Genomic DNA, 17,346 nt, shown 5'->3' with positions numbered 1-17,346 from the left:
ATATGAAACGGACAATGCTCTATCTTTCTCTGCTGGCTGTCAGCTGTAGCGTCAGCGCCGCAAAATACCCTGTTCTGACAGAAAGTTCGCCAGAGAAGGCAGGGTTTAACGTCGAACGGCTTAATCAGATGGATCGCTGGATAAGCCAGCAAGTTGATGCCGGTTATCCCGGCGTAAACCTGCTGATTATAAAAGATAATCAGATTGTTTATCGCAAAGCCTGGGGCGCGGCGAAAAAGTACGATGGCAGCGCGTTAATGGCGCAGCCTGTAAAAGCCACCACCGGGACGCTGTATGATCTGGCCTCAAACACCAAGATGTACGCCACTAACTTCGCGCTGCAAAAGCTGATGAGCGAAGGCAAACTGCATCCTGACGATCGGATTGCGAAATATATTCCAGGGTTTGCCGACAGCCCGAACGATGCGATCAAAGGCAAAAACACGCTGCGGATTTCTGATCTGCTGCATCACAGCGGCGGTTTCCCGGCAGATCCGCAATACCCGAATAAAGCGGTCGCGGGCGCGTTATATTCCCAGGATAAAGGCCAGACGCTGGAGATGATCAAGCGCACGCCGCTGGAGTATCAGCCCGGCAGCAAGCATATCTACAGCGATGTCGATTATATGCTGCTTGGATTTATCGTCGAGTCGGTCACCGGTCAGCCGCTTGACCACTATGTTGAAGAGTCGATTTATCGCCCGCTCGGCCTGACGCATACGGTGTTTAATCCGCTGTTGAAAGGCTTTAAACCACAGCAAATTGCCGCCACGGAACTGAACGGCAATACCCGCGATGGCGTGATTCACTTCCCGAATATCCGCACCTCCACTCTCTGGGGTCAGGTGCACGATGAAAAAGCCTTTTATTCGATGGGCGGTGTTTCCGGGCACGCAGGTTTGTTTTCCAATACCGGCGATATTGCGGTGTTAATGCAAACGATGCTGAACGGCGGTGGCTATGGTGATGTGCAGCTGTTCAATGCAGAAACGGTGAAGATGTTCACCACCAGCTCTAAGGAAGATGCCACTTTTGGCCTTGGCTGGCGCGTGAATGGTAATGCCACCATGACGCCGACGTTTGGCACGCTGGCAAGCCCGCAAACCTACGGTCACACAGGTTGGACCGGGACGGTGACCGTTATCGATCCGGTGAATCATATGGCGATTGTGATGTTAAGCAACAAGCCACATTCGCCAGTTGCCGATCCACAAAAAAATCCCAATATGTTCGAAAGCGGTCAGCTACCGATTGCAACTTATGGTTGGGTAGTTGATCAGGTGTATGCGGCGTTAAAGCAGTAATAAAAAGGCCAGTCAGTTGTGTTACTGGCTGGCCTTTAATCAATGAATCAGAAACGCTTACAACGCCATCAACTTGTCCAGCGACGGCGCAAAGTAATAGCCGCCGGTTACCGGTTTGGTGAAACGCAACATCGCATCACGCTTACCATCGGTATCGCCAAACATGCTCAGCAGTTGCTGCTCAATGTTATGCAGACGCGCGCAGTAGGCGCAGAAGTACAGACCGTGAGTGCCACTGGCGGTGCCGTACGGCAGGCTCTGACGAACAATCTTCAGCCCTTTGCCATCTTCTTTCAGATCAACGCGGGTCAGGTGAGAGGTTTCCGGACGTTCGTCGCCGTCAATCTCTTCGTTGGCCTCTTTGGTGCGCCCGATCATCATCTCTTGATCGTGAACGCTCATCCGATTGAGCTGTTTCAGGTTGTGCTCCCAACGCTGCACAAACACATAGCTGCCGCCCGCATCCACGCCGTCTTTGATAACAGCCACTTCGCGGCGCGTCTCTTCACCCGCCGGGTTTTCTGTACCGTCAACAAAGCCGCTCAGGTCACGCTCTTCAACCCAACGGAAGCCGTGGATCTCTTCTTTCACTTCAATGCAGTCACCAAAGGCTTCCATCGCCGCCTGAGCGACAGAGAAGTTCACGTCGTGACGCAGAGAAAGAATGTGGATCAACACATCGAACTGGGTCGTCGGTGCAAGACCTTTACCGTAGCCCGGAAAATCTTTCAGCTCTTCGGCCCCAACGCCGCCGCTCAGAGCGCGCCAGGTATTGTTACCAAAGGCAACCACCGCACCAAGATGCGCGTCCGGGAATTTCGCTTCAAAAGTTGCCAGTTTGTCGGCAAATGTTTTACTGGCCGCACGCAGGGCGTCAACTTCCCCTTTCACGTTGGCTTCGATCCAAATCGCCGCGCGGCAATGTTCTGGCAAAATGCCACTCTGAACCTGAGACATTGTTCCTCCTGAAAATAATAATGCCACGCAATCCGTGGCATTGTTGTGCGCTATTTTACGTGTTTTTTCGCGGCGGCGGTTTGTTCAGACGCAAATTAACGCCGCCAGATAATTTTACTGACTTTCCAGTTTTTCAGGGTATCGTCCGAAGGCATTAACCCTTCAGGGCCACTCCATTCCCCGCTGAACTGGTAGCTAATATGTTGACTGCCTTCGGCTTTACATTCGACGGCACGATTATCATCACTGTCGGCCTTTTGGCAATTGCCAAATGCTTTGCTGTAAAGGTCACTAAACGGTGTACCGATTTTAACACCGGTGTCAGCAGGAATATCGCTATCCAGCACATCAATGCGGCTGATCGTGCCTTGATCACCGTTAATCACCATCGCCACGTTGTCGCCTTTCATCACTTCAAAAAAGCGCACCACGTTGCCGTTCGCGGTTTTCATTCCGCTGCGCAGGCGATAATCGCCATCAAGCGCATCAGCAATGGCTTGTTCTTGCAGTGGTGTGGACGCCGTTAATTCACCCACGCCCTGCTCGCTCACTTTGGTGGATGATCCAAACCAGTTCCACGGGTTAGCGGCCGACCAGTTAACTGACGACATCGTGGAACAGCCGGTCAGCATCAACGGCATAGCGCATAACATTAAACGCAGCGATTTCATGTCACTTCCTTTGGTTATTCAATAACGTTGCTTGGAGTGCAAATTCACCAAAAAGTGCCGTTATTCTTTTTCTTCATTAAAACAAGCGCGTAAACGTCGATTGGTCAGCAGCCAGATTAACGCCACGATATCCGCCACTACCAGCGCCAGACCGATACCGCTAACGGATTCACCGTTCAGCCACAGCCACGGTTGCCAACAAAGTAAAACCACCTGCGCCAACAGCAACAGAAAATAGAGCACATGCCAGATACGGGGAAATGAAGCCCGCCGACCACTCAGCAAAAATGCCAGCACCGCCGGAATACCGGGAATCAACCCCAGCCAGAAATTATCGTGATCGGGATAAAACAGATTTAGCAGCGCAGTACCCTGCTCGCGCGACGCACCGGCAATGACAAACAGCACCCAGGTTCGCGCCTGAAGCAATAGCACAAGCCAGAAGAGCAAGGGTAAACGCAGGCGACCGTGCGCATCATAATGGACAGGATGAAACTCAGTACTCTTCATCTTCAATCAAACGCTTACCCAGACTCAGCACGTCGGCGTGTTCATATCCCAGGCGTTCATACATTCCGAGCACCATGTCGTTATCTTCCGGCACGTTGATCTGAATTTTCGGACAGCCGCGAGCAATCAGCTTTTTCTCCAACCGATTAAGCAACGCATTAGCAATCCCACGCCCACGAAACTCTGGATGCACGCCAAGATAATAAGCAGACCCGCGATGCCCGTCATAACCGCCCATCACCGTTCCGACCACTTCACCGTTTACCTCAGCGACCAGAAACAAACTGACGTCATGGTTCATCTTACGCTCGATGTCCATTTCCGGATCGTTCCACGGACGCAGCAAGTCGCAACGCTCCCAAAGGGTGATGACCTCTTCGAAATCTTCCTGGCGAAATACGCGTATCTCCATGGTATTCGTTACCTTTTTGCGGGTTAAAAGGCTGATTATGGCGTGAACGGTCGAATTAGCCAATATCTGACGAAAATCGGTTGAAAAAGTGGCATAATGGGGAGTTGTCAACTATTGAAATGAAAAGTAAAACAATTCTCAACAGCAAACCGTCGTAACGGATTACGCGATACGATATAACATCTGGAACTTTATTATTACAACTCAGGCCGTATGAGCACTTTTAAACCACTAAAAACACTCACTTCGCGCCGCCAGGTGCTGAAAGCCGGATTGGCTGCCCTGACGTTGTCAGGAATGTCGCAAGCCATCGCCAAAGAAGAACCTTTAAAAACCAGCAACGGACACAGCAAGCCGAAAGCAAAAAAAAACGGCGGCAAACGTGTCGTTGTTCTCGATCCAGGCCACGGCGGGATTGATACCGGAGCGATCGGACGCAACGGTTCGAAAGAAAAACATGTGGTGCTGGCGATTGCTAAAAACGTCCGTTCCATTTTGCGTAATCATGGCATTGATGCGCGTTTAACGCGTTCTGGCGATACGTTTATCCCGCTGTACGATCGCGTTGAAATCGCCCATAAACACGGCGCAGACCTGTTTATGTCAATTCATGCCGACGGCTTTACTAACCCGAAAGCTGCCGGTGCTTCGGTATTTGCTCTCTCTAACCGCGGCGCAAGTAGCGCAATGGCGAAATACCTGTCTGAACGCGAAAACCGCGCCGATGAAGTTGCCGGTAAAAAGGCGACTGACAAGGATCACCTATTGCAGCAAGTGCTGTTTGATCTGGTGCAAACCGATACTATTAAAAACAGCCTGACGCTCGGCTCGCATATTCTGAAAAAGATTAAGCCGGTGCATAAACTGCACAGCCGCAACACCGAACAAGCCGCGTTTGTGGTGTTGAAATCGCCGTCGGTTCCGTCGGTGCTGGTGGAAACCTCGTTTATCACCAACCCGGAAGAAGAGCGGCTGTTAGGCACTGCAGCGTTTCGCCAGAAAATCGCCACAGCGATTGCCGAAGGCGTGATCAGTTATTTCCACTGGTTTGACAACCAGAAAGCACACTCGAGAAAGCGGTAAGTGATGAAACCCGACGCACACCAGGTTAAACAGTTTCTGCTCAACCTTCAGGATACGATTTGTCAGCAGTTGAGCGCCGTCGATGGCGCAGAATTTGTCGAAGATAGCTGGCTGCGCGAAGCTGGCGGCGGCGGGCGTAGTCGGGTTTTGCGTAATGGTGGTGTTTTCGAACAGGCAGGCGTCAACTTTTCACATGTCCACGGTGAGGTGATGCCTGCTTCCGCCACCGCTCATCGTCCGGAACTTGCCGGGCGCAGTTTCGAGGCGATGGGCGTTTCACTGGTAGTGCATCCGCATAATCCGTATGTTCCCACCAGCCACGCGAATGTGCGCTTTTTTATTGCCGAAAAACCGGGTGCAGAGCCCGTCTGGTGGTTTGGTGGCGGCTTCGATTTAACCCCTTTCTATGGTTTTGAAGAAGACGCCATTCACTGGCACCGCACCGCCCGTGACCTGTGCCAGCCATTTGGTGAAGACGTTTATCCGCGTTACAAAAAGTGGTGCGACGAATACTTCTACCTCAAACATCGTAACGAACAACGCGGCATTGGCGGCCTGTTCTTTGATGACCTGAACACGCCAGACTTCGACCACTGTTTTGCCTTTATGCAGGCGGTAGGCAAAGGCTACACCAACGCTTATTTACCAATTGTAGAGCGACGTAAAACGATGGCCTACGGCGAGCGCGAGCGCAATTTCCAGTTATATCGTCGCGGTCGTTATGTCGAGTTCAATCTGGTCTGGGATCGTGGCACACTGTTTGGCCTGCAAACCGGCGGGCGCACCGAGTCTATCCTGATGTCAATGCCGCCACTGGTACGCTGGGAGTATGATTATCAGCCAAAAGATGGCAGCCCGGAAGCGGCGTTAAATGAGTTTATTAAGGTCAGGGATTGGGTGTAACTCCCTCACCCCCACTCCCGCATCCGCTGATGCAGCGTCAGTGACGGCTTCTCGGCAAACAGCTGCTGGTAATCCGTGGCAAATTGCCCCAGATGCCAGAATCCCCACTGCATGGCGGCGTCTTTTACCGTTGTGCTTTGCGACCACGGGCTTATCAGTTCGCGGCGTACGGCGTTCAGGCGAATGCGTTTCAGCCACGCGTTTGGGCCAATGCCTAAAATAGCGTGAAACGCGTTTTGTAGCGTGCGGCGGCTGACATGCAATTGATTGCACAACTCCAACACCGTTACCGGTTCAGACATGTTTTCCAGCACATATTCACGGGCGCGGGAAAGCAATCGACGGTAACTCTGATGACTGATGCTTTCCGCCGTCACCATTGGCTGCGCTTCTTCCAGCATCGCCCCCATCGCCATGAGCAAATTATCCCCCAGCACTTTACGCACAGCAGGCTGATGAAGATTTTCCGGGTTCTCGCAAAATGTCGCCAGCGCCTGTTGGACAAAGCCCCACAGCGCGGCTTTATGCTGCTCTTTCACTTCCAACGCCGACTGGCTACGCAGCATATGTAATACCCGATCCGGATTATGCAAAAAGTTAGCCTGACGAGTGATGACATCTTCAGAAAGCACTACGCCCAGGATCGTGTAATCGTCCGGCGTACTTAATTCAAACTCGGTTCCACCCGGGCGCGTCGCAATTTCTGCGCTTCCCAGACATTGCGAACCGATAAATCCCTGCTCACCGCGCGTCGCCGGAATGCCAAACCAGAACGAGTTCGGCCAGACCAGGCACGACTGACGCAGCGCCAGACCAGTGTATTCACGAAAAACCTGAATATCATCGAGTAGAATTTCCGTAAATTCACCATGAAACTTGCCCGGATGCAGCTGATCGTAAATCTGCTGCCAGGCGGTAATTGTCAAAGCATGTTCATAGACATCCGTTGTCTGTCGTTGATGAACATTATCCACTTCGACCTTCGGCGTGAGCTTCAGGTTTTCGGGTAAGGGTTCATGATAAAGATGGTGCAAATTGGCTGTACGGGTCTTTTTCATGATGTTAATGCCGGGTGTTGTAGGACACCCGGCACCTCCGACAGGTTAATGGGGCTTGAGACGGTAACGACTACTGCGTTTACGTAACGTCCCGGCAGAAAAGAGCTGTTCGAGCGCATTTCTGGCTTTTTCCAGCGGCCAGCCAAAGTGGGCAGCCACTTCTCCTGCCGTCATTCCCTGACGTACTGATGTTAACAGCGCCAACAACTCGTCAGCAGATTCCGCGACGATAACTGGCGCGTCGGGTTCCTTTACGGGTTGCTTCGGCTGGCGGTTAAAGCCAGTAACCAGCCACTGGGTGTCATCGTCTGGCCGACCGATCTCCTTACGGCTGATGACACGCCCGGTACGCATCGCGGCAGCACAACCTGCGTCCAGCGCCGCACGACACGCCGCCAGATCGCCTTCCACCACCAGCGTTAGGCGACCAGGGTCAAGCACTTCATGACTGAGCAGACGAACGTTAGCTGCTTTGAGTATGGCATCAGCTGCATCTATCGCGGCGACCATGCCGTCCACTTCCAGCAATCCCAGTGCATTGATCATCGGCAACCTCCGTTACGCACGCTGGATTGGATTACGCGCGATTTCCAGCACTGCATCGGTAAAGGCGTTACAGGCTGCTTTACACGCGGCCTGGCTACCGGTTAAAAATGCTGCCGAGTAGTTGGTTTCAGACGGTGGCGGGACATAGGTCACCAGCTGCACGTCGGCAGATTTCAACGCTGCATCAATGCCGTAGGTCGCTTCCAGCGGCGGTGCCACCAGATACGCCATCGGATCGCCAGGCGTGATCCCGGCGGTTGATGAGAGATAAGAACCGGTACGCGAAACGACATGTGCCAGGAAGGCTGTATTTTCTGCGTCATTAGCCCACTGGAAAGCAGCGCCATTTTCAATATGCGCAACCATCGCATCCAGACCAGCACGCACTTCCGCCGGGTTTGGCCCACCCAGCATAATCAGCACCTCACCGGCAGTCGGTGACGGGCCGTGTGCAGCGCCCGCATACAGCGAGCGACCATATACCACTTCGACCATCGCCTGCTTGGTCGCTTCGTCAGCCGCAATGTAGGTGACGTCATCTGAATCAGCAGAAATCAGCCCGAGGCTACGAATATGCGGCGGCAATTTCAGTTCACGTGCAAATTCGGCGTTAACGGAGGCAATCACCCGCATGGCGGTTACCGACGGTCGAATCAAATCTAAAGCTGGCATGATGCCTCCTTATCGGGTCATGTTGATGCCGGATGCTTTCTGCTCCAGCATACGTTTCGCCAAATCCACAATGACGGCTGCGGCTTCAACCGGCGGCGTGCCGCCCTGGTGAATGTTAGAGATACAGGTACGATCGGCCTCAACGGTGGTTGCAATACGCGGCGAGTAAACGGCGTAGCAGGAGAGGCTTTCTGACTGCCCTAATCCCGGGCGTTCCCCCACCAGCAGGATCACCACTTTCGCGCCGAGGATCTCACCGATCTGATCTTCAATCTTCACGCGACCATAACGAACAAAGAATGGCGTACCGACTTTCAGCCCGGCCTGTTTCAGGCCCGCCATCAGCGGTGGCAGGATCTCTTCGTAGTTCACGGTGATCGCATCAGTTGACAGGCCATCAGAAATAACGACCTGCACGTCCGGATTGGCAACACACTGCGCTTTCAGCGCTTCAACAGCTTCTGCACACAGGCGGCGGCCCATATCCGGACGAGTCAGGTAGAGATTTTTGTCGCTAATTTCAGAGCGGACTTCCAGCAAGCCCTGCGCTTTCACCCACTCTTCCGGCACTTCTTTCAGTACGGTATCTTTCGAACGAGAGTGATCGGCCAGGAAACGCAGCAACGCCTGGGTACGCGGACGCGGACCGGCACGACCGGTACAAACGCGGGCCACGGTGCTGCGACGCAGTTCTGTTAATACGTCTGCGCGATGCGGGTTTTCCACACCAATCCACGCTTTTGCTTCCGCAGAACCTAAATCCAGCGCGCAGCTTTCCGAGGTCACTGGTGTCGTACAGGTGGTGGTGGCGCACTTTGCTTCTGACGGCGCGGGGGCCGCTTGTCCCATTGACGCCATCACGCTGCGTACAATTTCTTCAATCTGTTTTTGATCCATGATGTGTTATCTCCGCGTCATCAGAAGAACAGTGACGGATCGCCCGCCCGTTTGGTCAGGCGACCGTTTGCCATAATGCCCATGCTTTCCAGCCAGCGTTCAAACTCCGGTGACGGGCGCAGGTTGAGTAACTGACGCACAGTGGCGGTGTCGTGGAAGGCCGTAGTCTGGTAGTTGAGCATGATGTCATCACCCAGCGGCATCCCCATGATGTAGTTACAGCCTGCGGTGGCGAGCAGGATCATCAGGTTTTCGTTGAGGTTCTGGTCAGCGTCAGCGTGGTTGGTGTAGCAGCAGTCACAGCCCATAGAGATGCCGCTCAGCTTGCCCATAAAGTGATCTTCTAAGCCCGCGCGGATAATCTGGCGGTCGTTGTAGAGATACTCCGGCCCAATAAAACCGACCACGGTGTTGACGATAAACGGATCGTAATGACGCGCCAGCCCATAGTTACGCGCTTCCATCGTCACCTGGTCAGCGCCGAAGTTAGCGCCAGCGGACAGCGCCGAACCTTGTCCGGTTTCGAAGTAGAGGCAGTTTTCCCCGGCGATACGGTTAAACTCTGCACCCACTGCGCGCGCTTCGTCGAGCATCGCCAGCTCCACGCCAAACTCTTTCAGCCCTTTTTCGCTGCCGCAAATACTCTGGAAAATCAGCCCGCCCGGTGCGCCGCGACGAATCGCTTCGATCTGGGTGGTGACGTGCGCCAGTACGCAGCCCTGAGTTGGGATGTTGAATTTGTCGATCACGCCATAGATGGTATCCAACACGCGGCTTAAGTTTTCCACGTCGTCAGTCACCGGGTTAACGCCGATCACCGCATCGCCCACCCCGAAGGAAAGCCCTTCGTAGATTTGCGCGGCGATACTTTGCACATCGTCACGGGTATCGTTTGGCTGCAAGCGGGCGCTAAAGGTGCCCGGAATACCGATGGTGGTATTGGCCTTTTTGATCACCGGCATTTTCTTCGCGCCGTAGATCAGGTCCGCGTTGGAGCAAATCTTCGCTACCGCCGCTACCACTTCCGAGGTCAGCCCTTTGCGGGTAAAGGCAATGTCGTCCACGCTGGTTTCATCGCTCAGCACATACTCACGCAGTTCGCTGATGCTCCAGTTTTTAATCTGGTTGTAGGCCGTTTCGTTAACATCGTCCTGAATCAGCCGCGTCACGCAGTCATCTTCATAGGCAATCACCGGATTATTGCGGATGTCCGCTACGGTCATTTCCGACAACACCTGCTTTGCCGCCACGCGCTCCTGTGAGCTTGCCGCAGCAACGCCCGCCAGCACATCCCCCGAACGCAGTTCGTTGGCTTTAGCCAGCACCTCTTTTACATCCTTAAACTGATATACATTGCCGAACAATGTGGTCTTTAGTTTCATAAGTCGTTCCCTCAGGAAGGAAATGCGAGTGATTTCACCGTCACCGGCACAACCGATCCGCCAAAAAGAGGCGTACCAATGTCGATATAGTCCCCCGCGCGGACAATCACTTCGTCAATGACTGCCAACGGGAGTTGTTGTAGCTGTGGGCGCAACAACATGCCCAGAGCTTTACCAAAGTCCTGCCCGGCCACCACCAGCAGGGGATGCGGATTCGGAAAACGCGCGACGAAATCGACCAACGCGTTGATGACCGTCAGTACCGCGGCGTAACGCACAGGCAGCGAGGCGGGAAGCGCCAGCACGTACGCGTCAGTTTTAGGATCAAGATCCAGCTGAATCAGCGCCTGTTGCCAGGCACTCACCAGATCCTTTTCATCAATTGGGATCGCCACCGGCAAGTTGCGCAGCGGCAGTTGTACGCCCTCCAGCCAGATTGTGCTGCCAGAGAGCGAAAGGGTATGTGCACCCGCGCCAATCACCGTGGCGCGCACGGTTTGCGCCGGAAACTGCACGTTCATCTCACGCAGGCGCGGATGGTCATGCAGCGCCGTTGCCAGAAGCGGGCCAATATCGGCAAAACAGAACGGGTCGGCGGGCTGGTGGCGATAACATTCGCCAACGCCGCCAGAAAGCGTAATGATTTCGGGCGTAACACCTACGGGCAGCAAACCGGTTTGCATCAATGCCTGCGCGAGCGGCGAAAGCGTTCCGTCAATCACTTCGACAATCAGCTCTGCCATCCGGCGGGTAACCTGCACCAGCTGCGCGCCGGTCAGCGAACGGGCGTCAGTGCCTGCGCCGAAGCACTCATCCACAATCATCTGCCCCGGTTTATGAGCGTAAACCACGCGCCCCTGGCTGTCGGTTTCCAGCAGGCGACCGCCGACGTTGAGGCAGGCGGTGCCGCTGATTTTTCCGGCATCGAACAGGGCGTAGTTCGCAGTGCCACCGCCGATATCGATATTCAGTACCCGACACAGCCGTTGTTCAGAAAGAGTTTGCGCCCCGGCACCGTGACCGGCGATCACGGATTCGAGATGCGGCCCGGCGCTGGCGACGACAAAATCGCCCAGCGACTGGGAGAGCGTCATCACCGCCGGGCGAGCGTTGCGGGTTTTCGCGCTTTCACCGGTGATGATGATGGCACCAGAATCAACACTTTCCGGCGCAATGCCCGCAGCCTGATATTGATCCAGGATTAAGGTTTTCAGTTCCGCTTCTTTTAAACCACCCTGTTTATCGACAGGGGTAAAGAACACCGGGCTTTGCCAGCTAATTTCGCGTTTGATGAATTCGTAGCGCGGCACCTGCGACACCGCCGCACGGTTAACCAGCTCCAGGTGGGAGAAAATCACCTGGGTGGTGGTGGTGCCGATATCGATACCGACGCTCAGTAGCTGGCGAGTGTTCACGATTGCGCCTCCGCTTCGGTTTTAGCCGCGCTCGCGTCTTCTTTAGGTACCAGCATCATCGCCACGCCAATCGCCGTGACGCCGCCGATCAGCTTGCCGACAATCATCGGGAAGATCATGGCGTTCATGTTGGCAGCCGCGAAGCCTAAATGGTCGCCCAGGGCGAAAGCAGCGGAAACGGCGAAGGCACAGTTGATGACTTTGCCGCGGGTATCCATCTGCTTCATCATGCCAAACATCGGGATGTTGTTGGCAAGCGTTGCCACCATGCCGGCTGCCGCTATATTGTTCATATTCAGCACCTTACCGACACTCATCAGCGGTTTTTCAAACCAGCGAGTCAGCAGCAGCACCATCGGATACGCCCCTAACAGAACGCAGGAGATCGAGCCGATAACTTCAATGGCGCGCATCACTTCACCGGGTTTATCGCCAGGGGCCATAAAGATAGGATCAAGGCCCGGGATCAGTTCCCAGCCAAGGAGGAATTTCACTACCGCAGCGGCAAGACCGAGGGTGATCAATGCAACGAGGAATTTGGCGAAGATCTGGAAGCCGTTGATCATTTTTTCCGGGATGAATTTCAGCCCCAGCGCCACCAGCACCGCAACGATAAGTACCGGGATCATGTTCATCAGGATCAGCGCAAAGGTGAATTCCACTGGCTGACCGTTGATCTGCACACCGGAGTACATAGCCACCAGACCACCGGCAATACAGCCAATCGGAATGGTCACAATGCCCGCCAGCACGCCGAGCGCCAGATAACGACGGTCAGAAGGTTCGATAATGCCGAGCGCCACCGGAATGGAAAACACAATCGTTGGCCCCATCATCGACCCGAGAATTAATCCAGAGTATAGCCACGCTGCTACGTCGCCGCCCGCCAACTCTTTGGCGAGGAAGAAGCCGCCCATATCGCACGCCAGCAGTGTTCCGGCGAACATTGACGGGTTTGCGCCGAGCATTTCGTAAACCGGGATAATCACCGGTCCGAGTACGTGGGCCAGAACAGGTGCCAGCGCGGTCATACCAACCATCGCCAGGCCCAAAGCGCCCATTGCCATAAAGCCTTCTTCGAACTGACTGCCGGATCCTTCGATACTTTTACCGAACTTACCGAGGAAACGAGCAGAACCGCCGAACTGCGACAGGATCCTGTCTACGGCAGCTATCAGCATAAAGAACATCATGATGTACATGATGATTTCGTTAATTCCCATCGCCTTTACTCCCTGTTAGTTGTTATTTATTGCCAATGCTGAAAGTGGGTTTTTCCCTCACTCTGGAAGCCGAGGGACCGGGGTGAGGGTAATTGTTTGCACCGGAGCGACTCTGTTCCCCTCACCCTAACCCTCTCCCCAAAGGGGCGAGGGGACTGTCCGTACACTTTTATTGCGCCGCAGCATACAGACCAATAATCTGCTCCAGGCTGGCGGTACGCGGGTTGCTGCGCAGACAAATATCTTCCAGCGCGGCCTGCGCCCATGCGCCGTAATGCGCAGATGTCGCACCAATATCGCCCAGTCGTTTACCAATCCCGACTTCCGCAATCAGCTCACTTACCGCGTTAATAGCGTCACGATCGTCGGATTTTTTAGTTCTCAGCGCCCGGCCAATCTGACTAAACCGATCACGACAAACCATCCGGTTAAATTCCATTACCGTTGGCAGCAACATAGCGTTCGCCAGACCGTGCGGAATATGCAGCGCCGCCCCTGGCTGATGCGCCATCGCGTGGCACAACCCAAGCCCCGCACTGGAAAACGCCATTCCCGCCATACATGAAGCCAGCAACATGCTCTCGCGCGCGGCAAGGTCGTGACCGTAGCCCACCGCTTTCGGCAGCGATTGACCAATCATCGCAATGGCGCCAATCGCCAGGCTGTCGGTAAATGGTGTGGCGTTCAGCGCGCTGTACGCTTCAATGGCATGGGTTAACGCATCAATGCCAGTCATCGCCGTGACATGCGACGGCACACCTTCGGTCAATGCGGCGTCGAGAATCGCCACATCCGGCATCAGCGAGGCATGGGCTAACACCTGCTTACGCCCGCTCACCGCATCGATAATCACCGTTACGTTGGTGGTTTCAGAGCCGGTTCCGGCGGTAGTCGGAATGGCAATCAACGGCAGGCGCGGTTGCAGAACGCTGGTTTCTGACATCTCTGCCAGCGTGCTATCCGGGTTCGTCACCAGCAACGCCACGGCTTTTGCTGCATCCAGCACCGAGCCGCCGCCAAACGCAATCACCCCGTCACAGCCTGATTCACGCAACTGCGCCACGGCTGCACACACGTCGGTGATGCATGGTTCGCCCACCGGACATGGCCAGAGCGTCATGGCGATACCTTTAACGGCCAGGCTACGTGTCAGCCCGGCGGTCATCCCTGCCTGATGCAAAAAGCTGTCTGCCATCACGAACAGATGTTTCAGCCCACGCGTTTGCGCTTGCTGCCCACAACTGCTCACCGCGCCCGGACCGCAAAGCGTCACCGGTGGAACGCTAAATGTTTTTACCCGTTGCAGATTCAGGGTATCGAACGCCTGAAAGAGCGCGGTCTGCAATTCATTTTGCATATAGCCCCTCCGCTTTCTCTCGCCCGCTACTGGCGATCGCCAGCGGGGTCATAAACAAACTGTGCTGCGGTAAATGCACCTGTAACGCCGGAAATTGTTTGCGAAACAGTTCCGCCACGCCCGGTTGCATACAAGAGCCGCCCGCCAGCCATAAATCCGTAATGCCCTGCCCTTCAATATGCCGGGCGACAATGTCCGCCATTTTTTCGTACACCGGTTTCACCGCGGGCCAAATCTCTTCACCGTGACCGCGCTTGTACTGCTCTGCCTCTTCCAGCGAAATACGACGATTTCCGGCGAGAGTCAGAGAGATGTGATGTCCGCCGGTCGCTTCATCCGCCGAGTACGTCACCTTGCCCTTTTTCACGATGGCAATACCAGTAGTGCCACCGCCGATATCCACTACACCGGCGTTGTCCAGTTGCAGCAGATCCGCGACTGCGGTTGGCTCATCCAGTACATGGCTCACTTCCAGTCCGGCAGACTCCAGCACGTTGATGGAAATACGCGGGTCCGTACCTGGAGGAAAAGAGGTCGCCGCATGGCTAAAACGGCGACCGAATTGCTGCTCGAGGGTGTCGAGATGGCGACGAACAATGGTGACCGCACCGAAGAAATCCCAGACGATGCCGTCGCGGACCACATCGGCCCAGTCGAGGCATACCGCCACCGGCAGACCGTCGCGGTCGACAACCATCGACACCACATCGCAGGTGCCCAGATCCACCCCCAGCCACAGCGGAGATTCCGTCGCGGCGGGCGTCTGGTTACACAGCGTTGCCGCCGTTTGCAGACGTGGGGTGAGCCATTGTTCATCGTGCGCCATCGGTTACTCCTTAAACAATGCGAAACGCATCGACTAATACACAGCGACGCAGACGGACAAACGTCCGCGCGCTGGTTACCCCTTCACCGGTTGGCGTGGTGATGGTCATGGTGGTCCAGCCTTCCCCGCCCAGCCCCAGCCCGGCAATGCACGGTCCGTTCTTAACGAAAATGCTGGTATCAATGGCATTCGCCATCTGGTTCATGTTCTCGATATTGCGCGAGTGCATTGCCGCCGTGTGGTGGCAACCGCCTTCCAGTTTCACCGCCAGCGCAATGGCATCCGCCACGTTGGCGACGCGCACGACGGGCAGCACCGGCATCATCAGTTCGGTCACGGCAAACGGATGTTCTGCGGTGGTTTCTACAAACAGCAGTCGCGTTTGTTCCGGAACTTTAAGGCCGATTGCCGCCGCGATTTTCGCCGCATCGCGACCAACCCAGTCACGGCTGACGGTGCCTTTTCCGCACTCGTCGATATTTTTCAGCAACACCGATTGCAGTTGCTGCGCCTGCTCTGCGGTCAGTTTCACCGCATGCTGGCCTTCCATCAGACGCATCAGTTCATCGGCTACGCTATCAACAACAATCAGTACCTTTTCGTCGGCACAAATGATGTTGTTATCGAAAGACGCGCCTTTGACGATGGACTGAGCAGCACGGGCGAGGTCGGCGGTTTCATCCACCACTACCGGCGGGTTGCCAGCGCCTGCGGCAATCAGACGTTTATTGGTGTGTTTACGCGCCGCTTCCACTACCGCTTCGCCGCCGGTCACCACCAGCAGGCCGATACCCGGGAACTTGAACAAACGTTGCGCGGTTTCGATATCCGGATTGGCCACAGTAACCAGTAAGTTTTCCGGCCCGCCTGCGGCAACAATCGCCTGGTTGAGCAGCGTAATCGCCCGCTGGGAGACTTTTTTCGCCGCCGGATGCGGGGCAAAAATGACGCTGTTGCCCGCGGCAATCAGGCTGATGGCGTTGTTAATTACGGTTGCCGCCGGGTTAGTGGAAGGCGTCACCGAAGCCACCACGCCCCAGGGCGCGTTTTCAATCAGGGTCAGGCCGTTGTCACCGGTCAGCACCTGTGGTGAGAGGCACTCAACGCCTGGTGTGCCGCGCGCCTGAGCGACGTTTTTGGCAAATTTATCTTCAACGCGCCCCATGCCGGTTTCACTGACGGCAAGTTCCGCTAAATCTCTGGCGTGTTTTTCGCCTGCCTCACGAATGGCAGCAATGGCTAACTGGCGCATTGCCACGCTTTTTAACCCTTGCTGGGCGACTTTGGCTGCCGCAACGGCGTCATCCAGGGACGCGAAAACGCCCATCTCATGAACGGCGGCGGGCGGCGTGTCACTGCTTTGCATTTTCAGCAGTACCGCTTTCACCACCTGTTCAATATCCTGTTGATTCATGATGTTCTGCCTTATTTGTGGAAAATGACCTGACCGCCAGACACCACCTCATCGACGATGCCAATCACGCACAGATCGACCGGTGACGTTTCGCTTTTATGCGCCTGGCGGGCGGAACTGCCACTCACCAGCAACACCCACTCCCCGGTTCCCGCGCCAATATTGTCGATGGCGACAGCGCATTGCCCGTCAGGATTACCTTGTGGATCAATCATTTCCACCATCAGCAATTTGTCATGCGCCAGTCCGTGATGGCGTACGGTACAAACAATTTGTCCAGTGACGACTGCCAGTTTCATACCCGCCTCCGTAGCGTATTTCAGGTAAAAGCTCCCCCTACCCTCCGCAGAAGGTAAAATGAAAAAGGAGAGAGCGTGACGCCCGAATCGACGTCACACAGGGTGATTACAGGTTGCTGCTATCGCCTTTCAGGCCGATCGGGAACACTTCTTCCAGGTCGCCGTGCGGACGCGGGATAACGTGTACAGATACCAGCTCGCCGATACGCTGTGCCGCTGCGGCACCTGCATCGGTCGCGGCTTTACAGGCTGCAACATCACCACGAACCATGGCAGTACACAGGCCGCCGCCAATCTGCTTAACACCAACCAGCTTGACGCGCGCAGCTTTAACCATCGCGTCAGAAGCCTCAATCAGTGCAACCAGGCCCCGGGTTTCGATCATTCCTAATGCTTCCATTGTGCTTTCCTCTTTAT

The 17,346-nt window shown here is 55.1% G+C and carries 19 protein-coding genes; 3 read left to right on the top strand and 16 right to left on the bottom strand.

Going from position 1 to position 17,346, the window contains the following annotated elements:
* Nucleotides 1-2 precede the first annotated feature (2 nt).
* Nucleotides 3-1,304, top strand: coding sequence for a penicillin binding protein PBP4B (pbp4b, locus tag ACJHWR_RS12705; protein ID WP_012311710.1), 1,302 nt, complete (start codon nt 3-5; stop codon nt 1,302-1,304).
* 57 nt (nt 1,305-1,361) lie between these two features.
* Here the strand turns inward: pbp4b and yfeX are convergent, their stop codons facing one another.
* The 4 genes from yfeX to ACJHWR_RS12685 all read right to left on the bottom strand — a co-directional run bounded on the left by yfeX (nt 1,362) and on the right by ACJHWR_RS12685 (nt 3,854).
* Nucleotides 1,362-2,261 carry a porphyrinogen peroxidase gene (gene yfeX / locus ACJHWR_RS12700; RefSeq protein WP_000084590.1) on the bottom strand — a complete coding sequence of 300 codons (900 nt, stop codon included), beginning with the start codon at nt 2,259-2,261 and terminating at the stop codon, nt 1,362-1,364.
* A gap of 95 nt (nt 2,262-2,356) precedes the next feature.
* Nucleotides 2,357-2,932, bottom strand: coding sequence for an RpoE-regulated lipoprotein (locus ACJHWR_RS12695; protein ID WP_000838948.1), 576 nt, complete (start codon nt 2,930-2,932; stop codon nt 2,357-2,359).
* A gap of 60 nt (nt 2,933-2,992) precedes the next feature.
* Entirely contained in the window at nt 2,993-3,442 is a 450-nt protein-coding gene (locus ACJHWR_RS12690) for a DUF2919 domain-containing protein (RefSeq protein WP_001296281.1), read from the bottom strand.
* Complete coding sequence (locus ACJHWR_RS12685; protein WP_000406000.1) at nt 3,429-3,854, bottom strand: GNAT family acetyltransferase; 426 nt, start codon at nt 3,852-3,854, stop codon at nt 3,429-3,431. The genes ACJHWR_RS12690 and ACJHWR_RS12685 overlap by 14 nt, the downstream gene beginning before the upstream one ends.
* A gap of 213 nt (nt 3,855-4,067) precedes the next feature.
* Between ACJHWR_RS12685 and amiA the strand changes: the two genes are divergently transcribed.
* Both amiA and hemF read left to right on the top strand, forming a co-directional pair.
* Nucleotides 4,068-4,937, top strand: a complete 870-nt coding sequence (gene amiA / locus ACJHWR_RS12680) for an N-acetylmuramoyl-L-alanine amidase AmiA (protein ID WP_000102905.1) — start codon at nt 4,068-4,070, stop codon at nt 4,935-4,937.
* A 3-nt stretch (nt 4,938-4,940) separates the two neighbouring features.
* Nucleotides 4,941-5,840, top strand: coding sequence for an oxygen-dependent coproporphyrinogen oxidase (hemF, locus tag ACJHWR_RS12675; protein ID WP_012311582.1), 900 nt, complete (start codon nt 4,941-4,943; stop codon nt 5,838-5,840).
* Between the two features lie 5 nt (nt 5,841-5,845).
* On the opposite strand, the gene eutR is transcribed toward hemF, so the two are convergent.
* The 12 genes from eutR to eutM all read right to left on the bottom strand — a co-directional run bounded on the left by eutR (nt 5,846) and on the right by eutM (nt 17,329).
* Nucleotides 5,846-6,898, bottom strand: coding sequence for an HTH-type transcriptional regulator EutR (eutR, locus tag ACJHWR_RS12670; RefSeq protein WP_000753715.1), 1,053 nt, complete (start codon nt 6,896-6,898; stop codon nt 5,846-5,848).
* A 45-nt stretch (nt 6,899-6,943) separates the two neighbouring features.
* Nucleotides 6,944-7,444: an ethanolamine utilization microcompartment protein EutK gene (eutK, locus tag ACJHWR_RS12665; protein WP_012311693.1), complete on the bottom strand. Its 501-nt coding sequence runs from the start codon at nt 7,442-7,444 to the stop codon at nt 6,944-6,946.
* Between the two features lie 12 nt (nt 7,445-7,456).
* Nucleotides 7,457-8,116, bottom strand: a complete 660-nt coding sequence (gene eutL, locus ACJHWR_RS12660; protein ID WP_001111042.1) for an ethanolamine utilization microcompartment protein EutL — start codon at nt 8,114-8,116, stop codon at nt 7,457-7,459.
* Nucleotides 8,117-8,125: 9 nt separating this feature from the next.
* Nucleotides 8,126-9,013 carry an ethanolamine ammonia-lyase subunit beta gene (gene eutC / locus ACJHWR_RS12655; protein WP_000372327.1) on the bottom strand — a complete coding sequence of 296 codons (888 nt, stop codon included), beginning with the start codon at nt 9,011-9,013 and terminating at the stop codon, nt 8,126-8,128.
* Nucleotides 9,014-9,033: 20 nt separating this feature from the next.
* Nucleotides 9,034-10,395 (bottom strand): ethanolamine ammonia-lyase subunit alpha, encoded by a 1,362-nt coding sequence (gene eutB / locus ACJHWR_RS12650; protein ID WP_000769961.1) that lies wholly within the window; start codon nt 10,393-10,395, stop codon nt 9,034-9,036.
* 11 nt (nt 10,396-10,406) lie between these two features.
* Nucleotides 10,407-11,810: an ethanolamine ammonia-lyase reactivating factor EutA gene (gene eutA, locus ACJHWR_RS12645; RefSeq protein ID WP_001097471.1), complete on the bottom strand. Its 1,404-nt coding sequence runs from the start codon at nt 11,808-11,810 to the stop codon at nt 10,407-10,409.
* A complete protein-coding gene (gene eutH / locus ACJHWR_RS12640) occupies nt 11,807-13,033 on the bottom strand; it encodes an ethanolamine utilization protein EutH (RefSeq protein ID WP_000512405.1) in 1,227 nt (408 codons plus the stop codon). Before eutH ends, eutA begins: the two co-directional genes overlap by 4 nt.
* A 169-nt stretch (nt 13,034-13,202) precedes the next feature.
* Nucleotides 13,203-14,390, bottom strand: a complete 1,188-nt coding sequence (gene eutG / locus ACJHWR_RS12635) for an ethanolamine utilization ethanol dehydrogenase EutG (RefSeq protein WP_001178776.1) — start codon at nt 14,388-14,390, stop codon at nt 13,203-13,205.
* Nucleotides 14,380-15,216 (bottom strand): ethanolamine utilization protein EutJ, encoded by an 837-nt coding sequence (gene eutJ, locus ACJHWR_RS12630; RefSeq protein ID WP_000929699.1) that lies wholly within the window; start codon nt 15,214-15,216, stop codon nt 14,380-14,382. The genes eutG and eutJ overlap by 11 nt, the downstream gene beginning before the upstream one ends.
* 10 nt (nt 15,217-15,226) lie before the next feature.
* Complete coding sequence (locus ACJHWR_RS12625) at nt 15,227-16,630, bottom strand: aldehyde dehydrogenase family protein (RefSeq protein ID WP_001075695.1); 1,404 nt, start codon at nt 16,628-16,630, stop codon at nt 15,227-15,229.
* 11 nt (nt 16,631-16,641) lie between these two features.
* On the bottom strand, nt 16,642-16,929 hold the full coding sequence (eutN, locus tag ACJHWR_RS12620) for an ethanolamine utilization microcompartment protein EutN (protein ID WP_000762196.1): 288 nt from the start codon (nt 16,927-16,929) through the stop codon (nt 16,642-16,644).
* A gap of 106 nt (nt 16,930-17,035) precedes the next feature.
* Nucleotides 17,036-17,329 (bottom strand): ethanolamine utilization microcompartment protein EutM, encoded by a 294-nt coding sequence (gene eutM, locus ACJHWR_RS12615; RefSeq protein ID WP_000387713.1) that lies wholly within the window; start codon nt 17,327-17,329, stop codon nt 17,036-17,038.
* Nucleotides 17,330-17,346 lie beyond the last annotated feature (17 nt).

This window comes from Escherichia sp. WS568, from assembly GCF_046486085.1.
In the GTDB taxonomy this organism is placed as follows: Bacteria; Pseudomonadota; Gammaproteobacteria; order Enterobacterales; family Enterobacteriaceae; genus Escherichia; species Escherichia coli.
This window is presented reverse-complemented; position numbering and strand designations above follow the sequence as displayed.

Excerpts from the sequence above, each read along its gene's own strand:
- eutN (WP_000762196.1), bottom strand. The coding sequence starts at position 16,929 with ATGAAACTGGCAGTCGTCACTGGACAAATTGTTTGTACCGTACGCCAT.
- amiA (WP_000102905.1), top strand. The coding sequence starts at position 4,068 with ATGAGCACTTTTAAACCACTAAAAACACTCACTTCGCGCCGCCAGGTG.
- ACJHWR_RS12690 (WP_001296281.1), bottom strand. The coding sequence starts at position 3,442 with ATGAAGAGTACTGAGTTTCATCCTGTCCATTATGATGCGCACGGTCGC.
- eutC (WP_000372327.1), bottom strand. The coding sequence starts at position 9,013 with ATGGATCAAAAACAGATTGAAGAAATTGTACGCAGCGTGATGGCGTCA.
- hemF (WP_012311582.1), top strand. The coding sequence starts at position 4,941 with ATGAAACCCGACGCACACCAGGTTAAACAGTTTCTGCTCAACCTTCAG.
- eutM (WP_000387713.1), bottom strand. The coding sequence starts at position 17,329 with ATGGAAGCATTAGGAATGATCGAAACCCGGGGCCTGGTTGCACTGATT.
- eutL (WP_001111042.1), bottom strand. The coding sequence starts at position 8,116 with ATGCCAGCTTTAGATTTGATTCGACCGTCGGTAACCGCCATGCGGGTG.
- eutB (WP_000769961.1), bottom strand. The coding sequence starts at position 10,395 with ATGAAACTAAAGACCACATTGTTCGGCAATGTATATCAGTTTAAGGAT.
- ACJHWR_RS12685 (WP_000406000.1), bottom strand. The coding sequence starts at position 3,854 with ATGGAGATACGCGTATTTCGCCAGGAAGATTTCGAAGAGGTCATCACC.
- pbp4b (WP_012311710.1), top strand. The coding sequence starts at position 3 with ATGAAACGGACAATGCTCTATCTTTCTCTGCTGGCTGTCAGCTGTAGC.
- eutH (WP_000512405.1), bottom strand. The coding sequence starts at position 13,033 with ATGGGAATTAACGAAATCATCATGTACATCATGATGTTCTTTATGCTG.
- eutK (WP_012311693.1), bottom strand. The coding sequence starts at position 7,444 with ATGATCAATGCACTGGGATTGCTGGAAGTGGACGGCATGGTCGCCGCG.
- eutR (WP_000753715.1), bottom strand. The coding sequence starts at position 6,898 with ATGAAAAAGACCCGTACAGCCAATTTGCACCATCTTTATCATGAACCC.
- yfeX (WP_000084590.1), bottom strand. The coding sequence starts at position 2,261 with ATGTCTCAGGTTCAGAGTGGCATTTTGCCAGAACATTGCCGCGCGGCG.
- eutJ (WP_000929699.1), bottom strand. The coding sequence starts at position 15,216 with ATGGCGCACGATGAACAATGGCTCACCCCACGTCTGCAAACGGCGGCA.
- ACJHWR_RS12625 (WP_001075695.1), bottom strand. The coding sequence starts at position 16,630 with ATGAATCAACAGGATATTGAACAGGTGGTGAAAGCGGTACTGCTGAAA.
- eutG (WP_001178776.1), bottom strand. The coding sequence starts at position 14,390 with ATGCAAAATGAATTGCAGACCGCGCTCTTTCAGGCGTTCGATACCCTG.
- ACJHWR_RS12695 (WP_000838948.1), bottom strand. The coding sequence starts at position 2,932 with ATGAAATCGCTGCGTTTAATGTTATGCGCTATGCCGTTGATGCTGACC.